Consider the following 17,601-nt stretch of genomic DNA (forward strand, 5'->3'; position numbering starts at 1 on the left):
CGCCGGACCCGCGTGGGTCCGACGGCCCGCCGTCGCGCGGCCCGCCGTCGCGCGGCCCGCCGTCGCGCGGTGGGCCGTCGCGCGGTGGCGCGGGCGTCAGCGGGCCGTGCCGAAGTCCTGCGTCCAGTAGTTGCCGGGCTGGGCCAGGCCGATGCCGATCTCCTTGAAGGAGCAGTTCAGGATGTTCTCCCGGTGGCCCTGGCTGTTCATCCAGCCCTCCATGACCTTCTCGGGCGTGCTGTAGCCGTAGGCGACGTTCTCGCCGTACGTGCTCCAGTTGTAGCCGGCGCGGGTGATGCGCGTGCCGGGGTTCGACCCGTCGGAGCCGGTGTGGGACATGTTGCTGTGGGCGGCCATGTCCGCGCTGTGGTCCTGCGCGGCCTTCGTGAGCTGGGCGTTCAGGGTGACCGCCGGGCACCCGGCGGCGGCGCGCTCCTGGTTGACCAGGGCGAGGACCGCGGCGACCGAGCCGGAGGCGGTCGGCGCGGGCGAGGTCTTCGGCGGCTGGGGCGCCTGCGGCTTCTTGGTGACCGGCGGCTTCGCCGGCTGCGGCGCGGCCTTCGGCGGCTGCGTCTGCGAAGGCCGGGAAGGCGGGGAGGGCTGCGCGGGCCGGGAGGTCTCCTCGACCGGCTGCGCGGGGGCTGTGGGGCTGCTCGGCGCCGTCGGAACGCCGACCGGGACCATGAGGTCCGGGGCGGCGGAGGGCTCGGACTGCCACGGGCGCTGCGCCTGGTGGCTCGCGGTGCGCGTCCGGCCGGCGTCGTCGCCGCCGTTGAAGCAGGCGAGAGCGGCCGTGGGGACACCCACGATTCCGAGGGCGCTGACGCCGATGACTATTTTCCGGTACTGCTTCTTCTTCCGATGCTTCTGCATGCGTGACCTCATTCGGTGATCGCGAAGCTTCCGGCGCCGGAACTGCGGGACGCCGGAATGGTCGACATTCTTAGAAGCCCGCCATTGGCCTGGCAAGTTTCCGTTTCGCGTTCACGCGGGGGATTCGGCACGCCGCTTGAAACAGGCCGTTGATCGTGCATGGTCACGATCTGGTCACTGTCGCAACCATGTGATGTGTCTTCAGGAGCGGCCGTGACCAGGGAAGTAGGGCGCAGGTCATGCGGTAGCGAGCATTCCGTTCCCGCAGGAGAGGGGAATGTCGAATCCAAAACGGACAAATGTCGAAATGTCGATGAGCTGGCACGCCCGGGAAGTCCTCTGGTGCCGAGGCTCCGGTCGTGACGCATGTCACGCAACCGGGGGTCGGATCGTGGCGTCGGAGCCCGCGTCGCAAGTAGGGCATGGTGCGAACAGGATTTGTCTGGGTTTGTAGCGTGAGGTCGAGGTTTCGTACGGGTCGGAGGCGGTCGCGGCCGTGGGGCGGAGGGTCGCGGCGAGATGTTGACGTGTCCGTCCTTGCGGAAGTCGCTGATGGCGGCGCTGCGCAGGGGAGGTGTGGTGCGAGGGGTTCTCGGTATCCCGGCTACGTCTCATTCACGTGGCGAGGTCGACGCAGGTGGTGTCGAAGGCGCCCTCGCTGGTGAGTCGGTGGATGCGTTCGACGGTCTTGCTCGGTTCTCATGGGCCCCGCCATTCACGTGATCACGAGCGCTGCACCTGTTCTGCTTTCCGGGTTCCCCTCCCGCGCATCGGGCATGACGTCACGTCATTCACGAAGCCGGAGAACGGCCGACCGGACCAATCTCCACCGTGCGGTGTCCCTGCCTCAGGACCGTCCGGATCGCGGCGAGGGCGCGCGCGGAGCGGGGGAGGCCTGATTTCATTGCCTGCCCCGAGGCCGAGGCCCAGGACGGCACAGCAATCCGGCGCTCGACATCGGGCATCAGAAGAACGTGGTGAATATCAGAAGTGCGCCAGCGGCCGCGAATCCGAGCCCGAACCAGCCGAGGATCGGAACGAAGACGAATGCGACTGCGGCGCGCAGCACGAAGAACTGAATCGGCCATTTCTCGGCTACGTGGGGGCGTGTGGGTAGACAGGTGAGGGGTACCGGGCCTCCGATCGGCGGCAGCATTCCCTCCCATGAGTCCAGGGTCACCTTGTGATTCCCGCCCGAAGGTCCTTGGTATGTCACGACGACGCGACTTCCGTCGCGCATGCTCACATACCCCAGACATCTCCCCTCGGTGCGTACGCCGTGCCTCTTGAGGCAAAACTGGTTGAACACTCTTCGGGCCATCCACTGAGTCACCCAAAGGATTCCGCAGGAGACGAACAGGAAGAAGAATCCAAGTATCAGGCCGCCGAGTCCGCTCATTCGCAACCTTCCTCTCGTGGTCGTCCGAGAGCGGTAGTTTTCCCGCCGGGACATCCGGGTTCAGGGGGTCAGTTGGTCGTGCCCGATTCCTTGATGCGCCATCAGGTTGGTATGGGCGTAAGCGAGACACTCGCCGAAAATCAAGGCCAGCGCGACCGTGTACAGCGCTTGTGGAACCTTGTCCGCGAAGGCTTCCAGATGGGGGAGGAGGCCGCGGCCCTCACCTTCTCGCGGTCGAAGACGGCGGGGGATTCCTTCCCGGCCTGCGGTGCGGGGCGCGGGGCCTCGGCTCGTGCTCGCACCTGCTGGGAATCGAGCCAGGCGATGGGCGCTAATTCAGTGGCGTCTGAGGCGAGTTGCACCATAGTTCCCCACTTGTCCACTGCTCGGATGTCTCGGTGTCTGGGTATCAGGCAGGAGTGGACGATTGTATCAATGCAAGTTGCAGGAAAACGGACTTGGGGTGTCTCAAGACTTCATGCTCAAGGGGGAGTTGAAAGCTGGCCGCCTACTGGGCTCAACGGATCCCCCAAGCGAGTTCACCGCTGCCAAGACCTGGGGGTCGCACTCCTCTTCGGCCGCTTTCCCCCGCCGTCCAACGTGGGAAATCCGTCATGGGTAAACCCAACCCGGAGTACCGGAACGGCTTCTTGCGTCGGGCTCGCGATCCGGAGGAGCCAGCGACGACTTCCAGTGGTGGGAGTGCCGCTCCTGCCTGCGGTCAGGTTGGTTGCAGGCTACGGGGATGCGCGGCCGGTCTGGGTGTGACCGATGGGGGTGCAGACAGGCGGGCGCGCCTTCGTGATCAGTGTCCAAGCCCAGTGGGACGAGGTGGCCCGTACCTGCTGATCCTTGACCTATCCCCGCGGTGCCGGTGAAACCGGGGGCGCTGGACACCGGACGGATCGCCGACCTGCACTGTGCCCTACCAGGCGCCGTCGACGGCAAAGCACTCACGGGACCAGTCGGTCTCATCGCGGCGCGCCGGCAGGGACCTCGCCCGGCGGGCGGCGGGACCTGGCGGCGATCGTCGCCCGCTCCCGCTCCCGCTCCCGCTCGGGCGACGCGGTCGGCCGCACAGCATCGTTTACGGACGTGGCTGCGGGTGAGTCGCTGTAGCGCGTGGGCACCGGAGCGCACGGTTCAGGCGGCGGTGGTCGCCGTCCCGGCCGTCGGCGGTGGCGTGCAGCTGCGGCAGCGGCCGGGGGTGGGGGAGCGGAAGGCGAGCTCGCAGCCGTCGCACGTGCGGAGGGGGTGGACGGTGAGGTCCGGGCCGGCCGGGTGGGGCGCCCGGGGATCCGGCAGGCGGGGCGGCAGTTGTTCCCGCAGGCGGTGGGCGAGCAGCGCGGCGGGGGAGTGGATCGGCACTGCCGGAAGCGAGCGGGAGAGGGCCGCCGTGACGGCGCTCGGGGTCACCCCGCGCTCCAGCCATTCCGCCGCGGCGGGCGCCAGTCGTACGGCGTCCCGCTCGGACAGCGTCAGCCGCGGGTCGCGCAGCCGCAGCCGGGCCAGCAGTTCCCGTGCCTCCGACTCGGCCTCGGGGGTGACGGGCGCGGGCGCGGGCGCGGGCGCGGGCGCGGGCGCGGGTTCAGGTTCGCGGTGCGGGCCGGGCCGGGGTTCAGGCTCCGGGTCGGGGTCCGGCCGAGGGGTGGGCATCGGCTCGGGCCGCCGAGGCGGCAGCCGCTGCTCGCGGCTCGCCTCGGCCATCGCGGGCGGGTTGTTGTACGAGATCGTGCAGGTCACGACCCGCCCCGTCGGCAGCCGCTCCTGGAACCGGGCCAGGTAGCCGTACCGCTCCAGCTCGCGCAGGGCGGTGGCGATGCGGACCTCGCCCTCCGGGAAGCGTGCGGCGAGGGCCTTGATGGTCACCTTCGAGCCGGTCGGGAGCGATTGGATGTGCGTGGCCAGGCCGATCGCCGCCATGCTCAGCTCGCGGTGCTGGGCGAGGTGGTTGCCGATCTTGACGTAGCCGCGGCGGTGGTCGTGGTTGACGTGCCGGATGCCCGACGGGACGCGCGAGGGCGCGCTAAGCTGCTGGTCAGCCATGGGGAAGGTGTCGCTTCCGCTGTGGTTAGGCCCTCGCCCGGGATTGCCGTCCCGGCCGGGGGCCGAATGCGTTTTATGGGGTTGTCGGGAGTCAGAGTGCCCGGCGAATTGGCTTATGCACCAGCCCGGTTGGGGTGATTCACCCGACCGAGTGAGAGGGGAGGGGGAGGTGTGGAAGGTCATTTCTCCCGGTGGTTAGTCTTTAGGCGTCGTGTGGGACCGGATATTGATCCACCGGGTCGCGGAAACCTCGATCCGGTGGAATCGGACTCGCCACATCAATTTCCGCCCACACCGTCTTCAGTGGCGCCGGACCGAGATCCGTTCCCCACCGCGCGGCGAGCGCGGACACCAGTACCAGCCCCCGCCCCGACTCCGCCTCGGGGTCCGGCGTCCCGCAGTCTGCGGGTGGTGCGAACTCCCGCCGCGTGTCCGACACTTCGATACGGAGCGTAGGGCCCTGCGCGAGGTGCAGCGCGAGCCGGAAATCCCGCCCGCGCACCCTTCCGTGGGTCACGGCGTTCGCGGCGAGTTCGGCGACGACCTGTGCCGCATCCTCGAACGGAAGCTTTCGCTGCGCGAGTTGGGCCACCGTGAGCGCGCGTGCGGCGCGGGCTCCGCGCGGGGTGGAGGGGAGCGTGGCGACGAGGGAGGTTTCCTGATTCACGTGACTCAGCGTGGCCATCCGTGCGTAGTCTGAACAGAGTTGAGGATGCTGTGTACGACGGTTGTCCAGAGCCGTCCCGTGGTGTCCTCGCGGTCCAAGGGGAGGCGGATGTGAGCACGATGGACGGTGCCGACGAATCGAGCTGGGAACTCGATCCGGAGGACGAATCCGGGGCGGTCATCGCCACGGTGGGACGCCAGCTGAAGATGTGGCGTGAGGCGGCGGGTTTTGACCGAACCAAATTCGGTGAGCGGATGGGATACGGGGCGAACCTGATCTACAAGATCGAGCGCGGAGCTCGTATTCCGCGCCCGGAGTTCCTGGACAAGGCGGACGAGGTCCTCGGGGCGGGCGGGAAAATCGCCGCCATGAAGGCCGATGTCGAAAGGGCCCGCTACCCCAAGAAGGTCCGGGATCTGGCCAAGTTGGAGTCCATGGCTGTTGAGATTGGCGCGTACGACACCTTCGTGGTGCCTGGACTGCTTCAGACCGAGGAGTACACGCGTGCCCTCTATGGGGTGAGGCGGCCGACCTTTTCCGAAGGTGAGGTCGAGCGACTGGTCGCTGCAAGGCTGGCTCGGCAGGCTGTGATCCATCGCGACCCCGTACCGCTGCTGACTGTTGTCCAGGAAGAGGCCGTGCTTCGGAGGCCCATCGGGGGCAAGATGGTTCTGCGTCGCCAACTCGAACACCTGCTTGAGGTGGGCAGTCTGCGGCATGTTGAGCTTCAGGTGATGCCCACCGCGGTGCAGGAGCATGCAGGTCTCGCCGGATCGTTCAAGGTCATGCGTCTCAACGATGGAACAACGGTGGGACACAACGAAGTCCAGCTGGTCAGCCGCTTGATCACGGAACCGAAAGAGGTCCAGATCCTGGACATGCGCTATGGCATGATCCGAGCACAAGCTCTGACGCCGCGTGAGTCGCTGACGTTCATCGAGAAGGTATTGGGGGAGACATGAGCATCAAGCCGTCGGTCGAGGGCCTCTCCACACTGACATGGGTGAAGAGCAGCTTCAGCACCAACGACGGCCCCGACTGCATCGAGGTCGCCCACACCCCCGGCACGGTCCTCGTCCGGGATTCCAAGCGGCCCGAGGGCGCACGCCTCGCCGTCACCCCCGATGCCTGGACCGGCTTCGTCGCCCACGCCGTCACCGCGTGAGCCGCTCGGACTCGGCCGTCGAGACCGCACTGCGGCAGCGGCTGCCGGATCCGGCCTGCTGGGACGCAGACGTCAGGGCGGCGTGTTCCGAGAAGTCGAGCTACGACGCCGGGCGGGTGCTGATCCAGGCCGACCCGGCCATCGCCTTGCACACCGACAGGATCGCCCGGGCCCTCGGCCGTCGGCGGGGGTTCTTCGGGACCGCCGTCGGCCACGACGTGAGCGTGCTCGCCCTCGCGGGGGCGGGTGACCCGGTATCCGGGCTGGACGGTAGAGGCGGCGGTGTACAGCGGGCGTGGGTATCGGCGAAGTGCCCCGTCGGGTGGGCGGACCTGGTAAATGCACGGCCAGGCGTCCCGGGCGGGGCCGCCTCTCTCCCCACCCGGGACGCCTGGAGCGTACGGGCCGTATCCGGGCCTGGGCAGCGGCAGGCCCGCGTGGTCAGCCGCTGCTCGCTCGAACGTGGGTTTCCTGCGGGGTGGTGGTCTTCGGGTAGTGCGGGCGGAGGGCGGCCGCACTGATGTGGTCGAGCATCCGGTCCGGCAGTACCCGCGACAGTCGGGTGAGTACGGCCGCGTCGCGACCGACGGTGTAGCGCGTGCGGGGCTTCCTGGCGGTCACGGCCTTGGCGATCACCCGGGCGGCATCGTCGGCGGATTTTCCGCTCGCGGTGCCCGCGGCGGTCAGCGCGATGACCGCCTGGACCAGCGGCCCGTAGCGATCGCGCTGTTCCGGTGACATGGCCTCGGCCAGCCGGCTCGTGGTGGCGATGCCCCGGTCGCCCATCTCGGTGCGGACCCCGCCGGGCTCGACGACCACCACCCGCACGCCCAGTGGCGTCACTTCCCGGCGCAGCGCGTCGCTGACCGCCTCCAGGGCGAACTTCGTGCCCGCGTAGGGGCCGAAGGTGGCCATGGCGACTTTCCCGCCGACCGAGCTGATGTTGACCACCCGGCCACAGTGGCGCAGCAGGGCGGGCAGCAGTGCCTGGGTGACGGCGACGTGGCCGAACAGGTTGACCTCGTACAGCCGGCGCCACTCGTTCAGTGGCAGGGCCTCGACCGGGGCGTTGACGGAGATGGCGGCGTTGTTCACCAACGCCCGCAACGCGCCTGTCTGCGAGCCGACGCGGGCGGCCAGCTCGGCGATATGGTCGGGCCGGGTGATGTCGAGGATGACCGGCTCGATGCCTGGGGCGCGGAGCGCGTCGGCATCCTGGTCGCGGCGGACGCCGGCGAGGACGTGGAATCCTCGGCGGGCCAGCTCGCGGGCGGACGCCGCGCCGATCCCGGTCGAGGCTCCGGTCACGACGACGCAGCCGCGGTTTTCCGGCGCAGTTTCAGATGACGTTGTCACCTCAACAAGAGTGGACCACTCAGATGACAGTGTCAACTGTATAGTGATCGGCATGGTCAGCCGAATGGAATCCGCCGCCGCAACGCGACGCGCCCTGCTGGACGCGGCTGCCGACCTGCTGGACAGCGGCGGGCCGGGCGCGGTGACGTTGCGCGAGGTCGGGGCGCGCGCGGGGGTCACCCGCGGGGCGCCGTACCGGCACTTCCCCGACAAGGACAGCCTGCTGACCGCCGTAGCAGCCGAAGCCCTGGACCGGCTCGCGGATCAGGCGCAGGAGGTGCGCACCGATCCGCAGGCGCCCCCGGCCGACAAGCTGCGCCGCGCCCTGTCCGCGCTGATGACGATCGGCCGCCGTCAGCCGCACCTGTACCGGCTCATGTTCGCCTCCCCGGCCGGCGACCCGGCCGCGATCCACGCGGCGACGCAGGCGGGCGACCGTGCCCAGGACGAGTTCCTCGCCATCGTCGGCGATCTGGTCGGCGCCCAGCACACCAGTCGATACGCAGCGCTGCTGTTGACCAGTGTGCACGGGATCACGGATATGGAGGTCAGCGGGCACCTGTCCGCGGACAAGTGGCACATCACGGCCGAGGAACTCGTCTCGACCCTGGTCTCCATGATCGACCGGCAGGCCCGCGGCGGGTAGCCGTGCGGGAGTGGCAACGCACCACCCTCCCGCCACCGCGACCCGCATGCACCGCCACTGAGGCGACCTGCCGGGCGGGCGCTGACGGAAGGGCCCCAACGCTGCGGCACCTGCGCGACGACGGCTGCACCCGCGCCCACCTGTGGACCCTGCGCGACACCCCGCAGTCCCGTCGCTTCTACATCAAGTGCGGTTTCGCGGAGACCGGCGCCGACCGCCCGTACGACTTCGGTGACGGCAACCCCCTCACCCAGGTCGAGTACGAACGGGGGTGCTGAGGGCGGCGCGCCGAACTCCGGTGGAATCCGCCCGTCGTTCGCCTGCCGTACCCGCCGACGTCACATCCGGCACCCTCTCCGGTCCTCCGGGCGCGCTGTTCTTGTGAGCGCTCCACCACCCGCGAACGAAGCAGAGGTCGTCACCCCATGGCAGAACTCAACCGCCGCCGCTTCCTCCAGCTCACCGGCGGCGCAGCCGCCCTGACCCTGCTGGGCGAGAGCATCGCCCGCGCCGCCGCGATCCCCGCCCAGGGGACGACGGGCACCCTCGCCGACGTCGAGCACATCGTGGTCCTGATGCAGGAGAATCGTTCCTTCGACCACTACTACGGCGCCCTGCGCGGCGTCCGCGGCTTCGGCGACCCGCGCCCGGTGACCCTGCCCAGCGGCAAGTCCGTCTGGCACCAGGCCGACCGGGCGGGCAAGGAGACACTGCCCTTCCGGCCCCCGTCCGACGACCTCGGCATGGAGTACCTCCAGGGCCTCAACCACGACTGGGCAGGCGGGCAGAGCGCCTTCAACAAGGGCAGGTACGACAACTGGGTGCCCGCCAAGACGCCCGCCACCATGGCCTACCTGACGCGCGAGGACATCCCCTTCCACTACGCCCTCGCCGACGCGTTCACCATCTGCGACGCCTACCACTGCTCCTTCATCGGCTCGACCGACCCCAACCGCTACTACCTCTGGTCGGGCCACACCGGCAACGACGGCAAGGGCGGCGGCCCGGTCCTCAACAACGCCGAAGCCGGTTACGACTGGACCACCTACCCCGAGCGCCTGGAGGCGGCCGGGATCTCCTGGAAGATCTACCAGGACATCGGCGACGGCCTGGACGCCGCCGGCTCCTGGGGCTGGATCAACGACGCCTTCCGCGGGAATTATGGCGACAACTCGCTGCTCTACTTCAACAAGTACCGCGATGCCCGGCCCGGCGACCCACTCCACGACAAGGCCCGCACCGGCACGAACGCCAAGGCCGGCGAAGGCTACTTCGACGGGCTGCGCGCGGACGTCACGGCCGGCACCCTGCCGCAGGTGTCCTGGATCGCCGCCCCCGAGGCGTTCACCGAGCACTCCAACTGGCCCTCGAACTTCGGGGCCTGGTACATCGCGCAGGTGCTGGACGCGCTGACGTCCAACCCCGACGTGTGGGCTCGTACCGCGCTGTTCATCACCTACGACGAGAACGACGGCTTCTTCGACCACGTCGTCCCGCCGTACGCCCCGGCCGACGCGAGCCAGGGCCTGTCGACCACCCCGACCGCCCTGGACGTCTTCCCCGGCAAGGCCGGCTACGTCGCCGGACCGTACGGGCTGGGACCGCGCGTGCCGATGCTCGTCGTCTCGCCCTGGAGCACCGGAGGCTACTCCTGCTCCGAGACCTTCGACCACACCTCCGTGATCCGCTTCATGGAGGAGCGCTTCGGCGTGCACGAGCCCAACATCTCGCCCTGGCGGCGCGCCGTCTGCGGCGACCTGACCTCGGCCTTCGACTTCGCCCGCAAGGACACCTCCACGGCGACGCTGCCCGACACCGGCCTGTGGGAGCCGCAGGACCGCGAGCGGCACCCCGACTTCCGGGCCACCCCGCCGGCCGTGGGGTCCATGCCGCGCCAGGAGAAGGGCCAGTGCCGTACCAGGCCGCTGAAGTACGCCCCGTACGTCGACGGCGCCGCGCTCACCGCCGAGGGCAGGTTCCGGCTGACCTTCAGCGGCGGGCCGGACCTGGGCGCGCAGTTCTACGTCACCTCCGCCAACCGGTCCGACGCCCCCTGGACGTACACCACCAAGGCGGGAACGTCGGTCTCGGACACCTGGAACACCCGCTATTCGGCCGGTGTCACCGACCTGACCGTCCACGGCCCCAACGGCTTCCTGCGTGCCTTCCGCAATCCCGGCACCACCCCCGGCCCCGAGGTCACCGCACGCCACAACGCCACCACCGGCAACCTGGACCTCACCCTCACCAACGCGGGGGCGTCGACGGCGACGCTCACCGTCACCAACGCCTACGGCGGGGGAGTCAAGCGCCTCACGGTCGCCCAGGGCGCCACCGTCACCCACACCGTGTCCCTGAAGAACACGCGACGCTGGTACGACGTGACGGTCACCTCGTCCGAGACCGCGGACTTCGGCCGCCGCTTCGCCGGCACGGTCGAGACCGGCGCGGCCGGCCTCTCCGACCCGGCGATTCTGACGGACCGCTCTTCCTGACCCCGGGAGCCCCCGCCCCCACCCGGGGCCGCGGCCGCCCGGAACGCAGTGGCGTTCAGGCGGCCGGCGGCGGCCCCGGCGGGAAGGGGATCCCGGCGAGCAGCGGGAGCAGCGACTCCTCCTCGTAGTCGAGGTGGGCGTTCAGCTCGGACGACATCCGGGCCAGCTCCCTCCGGAAGTCCTCCGGGTCGGTGCCCGTGATGTCCGCGAGCAGCGCGCTCAGCTCCTGCTGCAGCCGCGCCACCGTGAGGTGTTCGGTCCGCAGCCGCTCGAAGACCTCCTTCAGGTGCGGGTTCCGCGCCGCGAGCGCGGGGAACACGTGGGCGTCCTCACCGGTGTGGTGGAACTCCAGCGTCTGGCAGAAGGCCAGGCAGTGCTGGCGGATCTGAAGTCCCAGTCCGACCGCCGGCACGGCCTCCTCGCCCTCGTGCGCGGCCGCCCTCGCGAAGTGCTCCTCCACCTCGGCGCCCACGTGCCGCAGCTGCCCGCGGAGCCACACGTGCACGTCGACCAGCTGGTCGGCCAGGCTCCGGACCTCCACCGGTCCCTCGCCCGGAGCGGGATCGCTCGTGTGGAGCGCCACCACCGGCAGGACCCTGCTGGTGCTCTCCTGGTACGCGCCGTAGCCCGGCTCCGAGGCCACCACCTGTGCGAACAACCGGTCGCGGTGGGCGCCCTCGGCCGGCACCGCGACCGCCTCGAAGGACTCGGCGCCGATCTCCACCGTCACCAGCGGGTGCGCGAGCAGGTTGTGGTACCAGTCGGGGTGCTTGGGCCCGCCCAGGTTGGAGCCGATCACCAGGAGCTCACCGCCGTGGCGCACGTAGCCCAGCGGGACGGTCCGCTCCTCGCCCGACCGGGCGCCGGTGGTGGTGAGCAGGAGGAGGTCACCGCCCTCGAAAGGGCCGCCGACCTTTCCCTGGTTCGCGCGGAACTCGTCGATGACGGACTGGTTGAAGGACATACGGGTTCTGACTCCTTGGTGAGGCGACAGCGGAAGGAAGAAGGAGGGGGAGGGGGAGGGAAGCGCGTGCACCGGACCGAGGCGGAATCAGAGGTGCCGGAAGCGGGCTGCCGGAAACGACAGCGCGACGCAGGGAGAGGAAACGGCACGGCCGACGCAAGCGGCGGTGCGGGCGCGCGGAGGCGCCTGGGTCAGGCAGAGCCTGGGGGAAGAGAACGCATGGGATCGTCCCTGATGTGCGGGTGGTCGCCCGGTCACCGGCCGGCCCAGTTCTCTTTGGCCGGCGCCACGCGCCACGGCCTCATTACAACGAGCGCTCGTGGATCTTGTCAACGCGGCCGGACGGTCCCCTGGCCGGATCCGAGCGGTGCCCGGGCGCCCTTCCCGCTGCGTGGCTGACCACCGCAGGGCAGCAGGGGATCGACGTACGAACGGCAGCGGGGAGCGTTCGGCCCGCCCCGTGCCTCCCGGCGGGCGCCCCGCCCACCGGGAGGCACGGGGCCGGTGGGCCGGTGTCTGTCCGGCGGGATCAGGGCCGGGCGGTCCTCAGCGCTGCGGCCGGAAGCGGCTGACGAGCTCCGACGCCGGGTGCGGGCCCGTGTGCTCGGGGTGGCGGGGCAGGCGGTGCGGCAGCGAGCCGTACCAGGCGTGCGAGACGGCGTAGCCGAAGGCCAGGCAGATCATGCCGCCCACGGCGTCGAGCCAGAAGTGGTTGGCGGTGGCCACGATGACGACGAGGGTCGCCGCCGGGTAGAGCAGGCCCAGGATCCGGGCCCAGGGGGCCGAGGCGACCGCGAAGATCGTCAGCCCGCACCACAGCGACCACCCTATGTGCATGGACGGCATCGCAGCGTACTGGTTCGACATGTGCTTGAGGTTCCCGGAGGCCATGGAGCCCCAGGTGTGGTGGACCAGCACGGTGTCGACGAAGTGCTGCCCGTTCATCAGCCGGGGCGGCGCCAGCGGGTAGAAGTAGTAGCCGACCAGGGCCACGCCGGTGGTGGCGAAGAGGACCAGGCGCGTGGCGGCGTACCGGCCGGGATGGAACCGGTAGATCCACACCAGTACGCCGATGGTCACGATGAAGTGGAGTGTGGCGTAGTAGTAGTTCATCCCCACGATCAGCCACGTCACGGAATTGACCGCGTGGTTGACCGACTGCTCGACGGCGATGCCGAGGGTCCGCTCGACCCCCCAGATCCAGTCGGCGTTCGCGAGGGCGATCGACTTCTGCTCGGGCACCGCGTTGCGGATCAGCGAGTAGGTCCAGTAGCTGACCGCGATCAGCAGGACCTCGAACCAGATCCGCGGCCGGCGCGGGACCCGCAGTCGGGAGATCAGGGCGCGGTCGGAGCCCGGTCGGGTCTCGGTCTCGACCGCTACGGGTGAGGAGACATCCGTCCGGGTTTCCAGTGTCTTCACGCTCGCTTCACCCATGGGGAGAGAGTTTGCCAGATGAGCTTTCGCCTCCGATCATCCCTCGGGACGGTCTTCGGCGCAGCCGCTCCCTCTCAGGTACGAGACGGGCCGCGCCGCTGCCCGGGGCCCGAGGCGGTGGAGCCGCGCACGACCAGTTCCGGCAGGAACACGAATTCGCTGTGCGGGGCCGGGGTACCGCCGATCTCCTCCAGCAGCGTCCGCACCGCCGCCTGTCCCATCGCCTGCACGGGCTGCCGGATGGTGGTCAGCGGTGGGTCGGTGAACGCTATGAGGGGGGAGTCGTCGAAGCCGACGACCGAGACGTCCTGCGGCACCCGCAGCCCCTGCTGCCGGGCCGCCCGGATCGCGCCGAGCGCCATCATGTCGCTCGCGCACACCACCGCCGTGCAGCCCCGTGAGATCAGTGCGGACGTGGCGGCCTGGCCGCCTTCCAGGGAGTAGAGGGAGTGCTGGATCAGTTCCTCGATCTCGGCGTCGCCGAGCCCGAGTCGCTCCTTCATCCCGCTGCGGAAGCCCTCGATCTTCCGCAGGACCGGTACGAACCGCTTCGGCCCGACCGCGAGGCCGATCCGGGTGTGCCCGAGGGCGGTCAGATGCGTGACCGCGAGCTGCATCGCGGCGCGGTCGTCGGGGGAGACGAAGGGGGCCTGCACCTTGTCGGAGAAGCCGTTGATCAGAACGTAGGGGACACCTTGTCCGCGGAGTTGGTCATAGCGGCCCATATCGGCCGTCGTGTCGGCGTGCAGTCCGGAGACGAAGATGATCCCCGAGACCCCGCGGTCGACGAGCATCTCGGTCAGTTCGTCCTCGGTGGATCCGCCGGGGGTCTGGGTGGCCAGCACCGGCGTGTACCCCTGGCGGGTCAGGGCCTGGCCGATGACCTGCGCGAGGGCCGGGAAGATGGGGTTGTCCAGCTCGGGCGTGATCAGTCCGACGAGGCCGGCGCTGCGCTGGCGCAGCCGTACGGGGCGCTCGTAGCCGAGGACGTCCAGCGCGGCCAGCACGGATTCGCGGGTGCCCGCGGCCACACCGGGCTTGCCGTTGAGCACGCGGCTGACTGTGGCTTCGCTGACCCCCGCCTGGGCTGCGATGTCGGCTAGCCGTGCGGTCACGGGATTGGACTGTACCGGCCGCCACATCAAAATGCCCACCACGTGCACGAATCCGGGGGGAGACGGACGGTGCGACCGTCCGTCTCCACGGGGGCGCTGGAGAGCACGGGACGGCCCGGCGCGGGGAGTTCGACGGTGTCGGGCCGGGTGTTGAGGGTGCAGGCGAAGCCGGGGCGGGTGAAGAGGAGGACCCCGTCGGGCGCGGGCTGCCAGGCCATTCCGCAGGCGCCGGACGGCCCGCCGGCCTCGGGCGCGCCCAGCCCGGGCATCGCCCGGCGCAGTTCCAGGGCGGCACGGTACAGCTCCAGAGTGGAATGCGGGTCACCGGTCTGGGCGGCGACGCTGAGGCCGGCCCAGGCCGGCGGCTGCGGCAGCCAGCTGCCGGCCGGCCCGAACCCGTACGGGGGCTCCGCCCCGGCCCAGGGAAGGGGGACCCGGCAGCCGTCGCGCAACCCGTCCTGGCCCTCCGCCTCCGACGCGGCCGGAGGTTCGGGTGCGGCCGGTGCTTCGGGTGCGGGCCCGGAGTCCGCTGCGGTGTCCGGCCGGGCGCGGTCGTCCGCGCCGGGCCGCCCGGTCGGTTCCGGGAAGGCGGGTTCGCCGGGGCGGGGGGCGATGATGCCGGCGGCCGCGGGGGTCGGGCCCGGGGCGGGCTCGCCCGCGGGGGCCGGGATCCGCTGACGGCCCCCGCGGCGGAAGGCCGGGTCCTGGCGGGCTTCGGGCGGGAGGTCCGTGACCTCCGGGAGGCCGAGTTCCTCGCCCTGGTAGAGGTACGCCGAGCCCGGCAGGGCCAGCATCAGCAGGGCCGCGGCCCGGGCCCGGGCCAGGCCGCGCGGTCCGTCGCCGTAGCGGGTCACGTGGCGTACGACGTCGTGGTTGGACAGCACCCACGTGGTCGGGGCGCCGACCGAGGCGGTGGCGGCCAGCGACTCGTCGATCACGGTGCGCATCGCCGTCGGGTCCCACGGGCAGGTCAGGAACCGGAAGTTGAACGCCTGGTGGAGCTCGTCCGGTCGGACGTACAGGGCGAGCCGCTCCGAGGTCGGGGCCCAGGCTTCGGCGACGCCGATGCGCTGCCCCTCGTAGGAGTCGAGCAGGCGCCGCCACCCGCGGTGGATCTCGTGGACCCCGTCCTGGTCGAAGAACGGGAGCGGCTCCGTGCCGATGAGCGTGGCCTGGGCGCCGCGGCCGATGTCCGGCAGGCCCTCCGCCTTGACCATGCCGTGGGCGACGTCGATGCGGAAGCCGTCCACGCCGAGGTCGAGCCAGAAGCGCAGGACCGAGTCGAACTCGGCGGCGACCTCCGGGCGGCTCCAGTCCAGGTCCGGCTGCTCGGGTGCGAAGAGGTGCAGGTACCACGCGCCGTCCGCGACCCGGGTCCAGGCCGGACCGCCGAAGACCGACTCCCAGTCGTTCGGAGGGAGGCTGCCGTCCGCGCCCCGGCCGGGGCGGAAGAGATACCGCTCCCGGGCCCCCGGCTCCCCGGCGAGCGCGGCCCGGAACCACGGGTGCTGCTCGGAGGTGTGGTTCGGCACCACGTCCACGATGACCCGGAGCCCGAGCCCGTGCGCGGCCCGGACGAGCTCTTCGGCGTCGGCGAGGTCGCCGAAGAGCGGGTCGACGGCCCGGTAGTCGGCGACGTCGTAGCCGCCGTCCGCCTGCGGGGAGACGTAGAAGGGGGTGAGCCACACGGCGTCGACCCCGAGGCGGGCGAGGTGGGGGAGGCGGGAGCGGGCGCCGCGCAGGTCGCCGATCCCGTCGCCGTCGCTGTCGGCGAAGGAGCGTACGTACACCTGGTAGATGACGGCATCGCGCCACCAGTCACCGCTCGCAGTCGTCGCGTTGCTGTAAGCGCTTGCAAGGCCGACGGCCGTCGACTCGTGGGTCATATCGGGGTCAACGCGGTGACATGCCCCCTGGTTGCGGGCCCGGGCAGTCGAAGACGACTCGAACTAACAGCAAGCCGCGGCAACCGTCCGGACACACGGATGTAACGATCGCCTCCGCTTGCAGAAAGTTTGCGCAAGGTCTTTCGGTCCTCTTTCAGTCTTGTTACGTTCCTGGCAACTCGGGACCGCGAGGGCGCGGCCGGAATCATCGAAGGAGTTCATATGCGGCGTGGCATAGCGGCCACCGCGCTGGTCGCGGCCCTGGCGCTCGCGGCGACGGCTTGCGGCGGTGACGACAAGGGCGACGGCGGGACCGACGCAGGCGGCGAGCTTTCCGGCACGGTCACCTGGTGGGACACCGCGAACGACGCCGAGAAGGCCAGCTTCCAGAAGATCGCCGAGGCGTTCACCGCGAAGCACCCGAAGGTCACGGTCAAGTACGTCAACGTCCCGTACGGCGACGCGCAGAACAAGGTCAAGAACGCCTTCAGCAGCGGCTCCGACGCGCCTGACGTGATCCGCGCGGACGTCGGCTGGGTCGCCGACTTCGCCTCCCTCGGCTACCTCGACGAGGTTCCGGCCGACATGGCGAAGAAGGTCGACAGCGACTTCCTTCCGCAGGCCGCGGCCAGCGCCAAGTACGAGGGCAAGACCTACGCCGTGCCGCAGGTCATCGACACCCTCGGCCTCTTCTACAACAAGAAGATGCTCGCCGATGCCGGAGTCGAGCCGCCCAAGACGCTGGCGGAGCTGAAGACCGCCGCCGACGCGATCAAGGCGAAGACCGGCAAGGCCGCCCTCTATCTCCGCGGCGACGACTCCTACTGGTTCCTCCCGCTGATCTACGGCGAGGGCGGCGACCTCGTCGACGCGAAGAACAAGACGGTCACCGTCGACAACGAGGCGGGCGTCAAGGCCTTCAAGACCGCCCGTGACCTGGTCACCTCGGGTGCGGCGATCACCAACGCCACCGACGGCTACGCCAACATGCAGACGGCCTTCAAGACCGGCGAGGCCGCCATGATGATCAACGGTCCGTGGGCCGTCGCCGACACCTACGCCGGCGACCAGTTCAAGGACAAGGCCAACCTCGGCGTCGCCGCCGTCCCGGCCGGCTCCGCCAAGGCCGGCGCCCCGCAGGGCGGCCACGACCTCGGCGTCTACGCCGGCTCGAAGAACCGCGCCGCCGCCCACGCCTTCGTCGAGTACATGACCTCGCAGGAGGTCCAGGTCCAGTCCGCCAAGGAGCTGAGCCTGCTGCCGACCCGTACCGCCGCCTACGAGCAGCCGGACGTCAAGAGCAGCGAGATGGTCCAGTTCTTCAAGCCGGCCGTGGACAAGGCCGTCGAGCGCGCCTGGATCCCGGAGAACGGCTCCCTCTTCGAGCCGCTGAAGGTCGAGTACACCAAGGCGATCACCGGGGCGTCGAGCCCGGAGGAAGCCGCCAAGGCGGCCGGCATCGAGTTCCGCAAGATCCTCAAGGGCTGGAAGTAACGAAACCATGGCTGCTGACACCAGCCAGTCGGTGGCGAAGGCCGCGGACGACGGAGAC

Annotated in this window: 15 protein-coding genes; 6 read left to right on the plus strand and 9 right to left on the minus strand. The window is 70.2% G+C overall.

Annotated features, from left to right (window positions below; all coding sequences use genetic code 11):
- Positions 1 to 96: 96 nt before the first annotated feature.
- From ACFW2G_RS31110 to ACFW2G_RS31125, 4 genes are all read right to left on the minus strand, one after another.
- Positions 97 to 873 (minus strand): CAP domain-containing protein, encoded by a 777-nt coding sequence (locus tag ACFW2G_RS31110; protein WP_384455819.1) that lies wholly within the window; start codon positions 871 to 873, stop codon positions 97 to 99.
- A gap of 964 nt (positions 874 to 1,837) precedes the next feature.
- Positions 1,838 to 2,272, minus strand: a complete 435-nt coding sequence (locus tag ACFW2G_RS31115; RefSeq protein WP_037927219.1) for a hypothetical protein — start codon at positions 2,270 to 2,272, stop codon at positions 1,838 to 1,840.
- 1,143 nt (positions 2,273 to 3,415) lie between these two features.
- Positions 3,416 to 4,318: a helix-turn-helix domain-containing protein gene (locus tag ACFW2G_RS31120; RefSeq protein WP_384583194.1), complete on the minus strand. Its 903-nt coding sequence runs from the start codon at positions 4,316 to 4,318 to the stop codon at positions 3,416 to 3,418.
- Positions 4,319 to 4,520: 202 nt separating this feature from the next.
- Positions 4,521 to 5,003 carry an ATP-binding protein gene (locus ACFW2G_RS31125; RefSeq protein ID WP_384583196.1) on the minus strand — a complete coding sequence of 161 codons (483 nt, stop codon included), beginning with the start codon at positions 5,001 to 5,003 and terminating at the stop codon, positions 4,521 to 4,523.
- Positions 5,004 to 5,104: 101 nt separating this feature from the next.
- Here ACFW2G_RS31125 and ACFW2G_RS31130 point away from each other — a divergent pair, with 101 nt between their 5' ends.
- Positions 5,105 to 5,947 carry a helix-turn-helix domain-containing protein gene (locus ACFW2G_RS31130; RefSeq protein WP_384583253.1) on the plus strand — a complete coding sequence of 281 codons (843 nt, stop codon included), beginning with the start codon at positions 5,105 to 5,107 and terminating at the stop codon, positions 5,945 to 5,947.
- A complete protein-coding gene (locus tag ACFW2G_RS31135; protein ID WP_384583199.1) occupies positions 5,944 to 6,150 on the plus strand; it encodes a DUF397 domain-containing protein in 207 nt (68 codons plus the stop codon). The genes ACFW2G_RS31130 and ACFW2G_RS31135 overlap by 4 nt, the downstream gene beginning before the upstream one ends.
- 441 nt (positions 6,151 to 6,591) lie before the next feature.
- Here ACFW2G_RS31135 and ACFW2G_RS31140 read toward each other — a convergent pair whose 3' ends face one another.
- Positions 6,592 to 7,458, minus strand: a complete 867-nt coding sequence (locus ACFW2G_RS31140) for an SDR family oxidoreductase (protein WP_384583202.1) — start codon at positions 7,456 to 7,458, stop codon at positions 6,592 to 6,594.
- Positions 7,459 to 7,558: 100 nt separating this feature from the next.
- Between ACFW2G_RS31140 and ACFW2G_RS31145 the strand changes: the two genes are divergently transcribed.
- From ACFW2G_RS31145 to ACFW2G_RS31155, 3 genes are all read left to right on the plus strand, one after another.
- Positions 7,559 to 8,152, plus strand: coding sequence for a TetR/AcrR family transcriptional regulator (locus tag ACFW2G_RS31145; RefSeq protein ID WP_384583205.1), 594 nt, complete (start codon positions 7,559 to 7,561; stop codon positions 8,150 to 8,152).
- A gap of 2 nt (positions 8,153 to 8,154) precedes the next feature.
- The gene (locus tag ACFW2G_RS31150) at positions 8,155 to 8,430 is read left to right on the plus strand and encodes a GNAT family N-acetyltransferase (RefSeq protein WP_384583208.1); all 276 of its coding nucleotides are present in this window, start codon (positions 8,155 to 8,157) and stop codon (positions 8,428 to 8,430) included.
- A 147-nt stretch (positions 8,431 to 8,577) separates the two neighbouring features.
- On the plus strand, positions 8,578 to 10,647 hold the full coding sequence (locus ACFW2G_RS31155; RefSeq protein ID WP_384583211.1) for a phosphocholine-specific phospholipase C: 2,070 nt from the start codon (positions 8,578 to 8,580) through the stop codon (positions 10,645 to 10,647).
- A 55-nt stretch (positions 10,648 to 10,702) separates the two neighbouring features.
- Here the strand turns inward: ACFW2G_RS31155 and ACFW2G_RS31160 are convergent, their stop codons facing one another.
- From ACFW2G_RS31160 to ACFW2G_RS31175, 4 genes are all read right to left on the minus strand, one after another.
- On the minus strand, positions 10,703 to 11,611 hold the full coding sequence (locus ACFW2G_RS31160; protein WP_384583214.1) for a nitroreductase/quinone reductase family protein: 909 nt from the start codon (positions 11,609 to 11,611) through the stop codon (positions 10,703 to 10,705).
- A 546-nt stretch (positions 11,612 to 12,157) separates the two neighbouring features.
- Complete coding sequence (locus ACFW2G_RS31165; RefSeq protein ID WP_236647809.1) at positions 12,158 to 13,048, minus strand: phosphatase PAP2 family protein; 891 nt, start codon at positions 13,046 to 13,048, stop codon at positions 12,158 to 12,160.
- A 74-nt stretch (positions 13,049 to 13,122) separates the two neighbouring features.
- On the minus strand, positions 13,123 to 14,163 hold the full coding sequence (locus ACFW2G_RS31170; RefSeq protein WP_037927693.1) for a LacI family DNA-binding transcriptional regulator: 1,041 nt from the start codon (positions 14,161 to 14,163) through the stop codon (positions 13,123 to 13,125).
- Between the two features lie 26 nt (positions 14,164 to 14,189).
- Positions 14,190 to 16,049: a glycoside hydrolase family 13 protein gene (locus ACFW2G_RS31175; RefSeq protein ID WP_384583218.1), complete on the minus strand. Its 1,860-nt coding sequence runs from the start codon at positions 16,047 to 16,049 to the stop codon at positions 14,190 to 14,192.
- Positions 16,050 to 16,271: 222 nt separating this feature from the next.
- Here ACFW2G_RS31175 and ACFW2G_RS31180 point away from each other — a divergent pair, with 222 nt between their 5' ends.
- Positions 16,272 to 17,543 (plus strand): extracellular solute-binding protein, encoded by a 1,272-nt coding sequence (locus ACFW2G_RS31180; RefSeq protein ID WP_037927196.1) that lies wholly within the window; start codon positions 16,272 to 16,274, stop codon positions 17,541 to 17,543.
- The last annotated feature ends 58 nt before the right edge of the window (positions 17,544 to 17,601 follow it).

Origin of the sequence: Streptomyces sp. NPDC058880, from assembly GCF_042742535.1 — a bacterium.
In the GTDB taxonomy this organism is placed as follows: Bacteria; Actinomycetota; Actinomycetes; order Streptomycetales; family Streptomycetaceae; genus Streptomyces.

Excerpts from the sequence above, each read along its gene's own strand:
- ACFW2G_RS31175 (WP_384583218.1), bottom strand. The coding sequence starts at position 16,049 with ATGACCCACGAGTCGACGGCCGTCGGCCTTGCAAGCGCTTACAGCAAC.
- ACFW2G_RS31160 (WP_384583214.1), bottom strand. The coding sequence starts at position 11,611 with ATGTCCTTCAACCAGTCCGTCATCGACGAGTTCCGCGCGAACCAGGGA.
- ACFW2G_RS31120 (WP_384583194.1), bottom strand. The coding sequence starts at position 4,318 with ATGGCTGACCAGCAGCTTAGCGCGCCCTCGCGCGTCCCGTCGGGCATC.
- ACFW2G_RS31180 (WP_037927196.1), top strand. The coding sequence starts at position 16,272 with ATGCGGCGTGGCATAGCGGCCACCGCGCTGGTCGCGGCCCTGGCGCTC.
- ACFW2G_RS31155 (WP_384583211.1), top strand. The coding sequence starts at position 8,578 with ATGGCAGAACTCAACCGCCGCCGCTTCCTCCAGCTCACCGGCGGCGCA.
- ACFW2G_RS31165 (WP_236647809.1), bottom strand. The coding sequence starts at position 13,048 with ATGGGTGAAGCGAGCGTGAAGACACTGGAAACCCGGACGGATGTCTCC.
- ACFW2G_RS31125 (WP_384583196.1), bottom strand. The coding sequence starts at position 5,003 with ATGGCCACGCTGAGTCACGTGAATCAGGAAACCTCCCTCGTCGCCACG.
- ACFW2G_RS31115 (WP_037927219.1), bottom strand. The coding sequence starts at position 2,272 with ATGAGCGGACTCGGCGGCCTGATACTTGGATTCTTCTTCCTGTTCGTC.
- ACFW2G_RS31130 (WP_384583253.1), top strand. The coding sequence starts at position 5,105 with ATGGACGGTGCCGACGAATCGAGCTGGGAACTCGATCCGGAGGACGAA.
- ACFW2G_RS31135 (WP_384583199.1), top strand. The coding sequence starts at position 5,944 with ATGAGCATCAAGCCGTCGGTCGAGGGCCTCTCCACACTGACATGGGTG.
- ACFW2G_RS31110 (WP_384455819.1), bottom strand. The coding sequence starts at position 873 with ATGCAGAAGCATCGGAAGAAGAAGCAGTACCGGAAAATAGTCATCGGC.
- ACFW2G_RS31145 (WP_384583205.1), top strand. The coding sequence starts at position 7,559 with ATGGTCAGCCGAATGGAATCCGCCGCCGCAACGCGACGCGCCCTGCTG.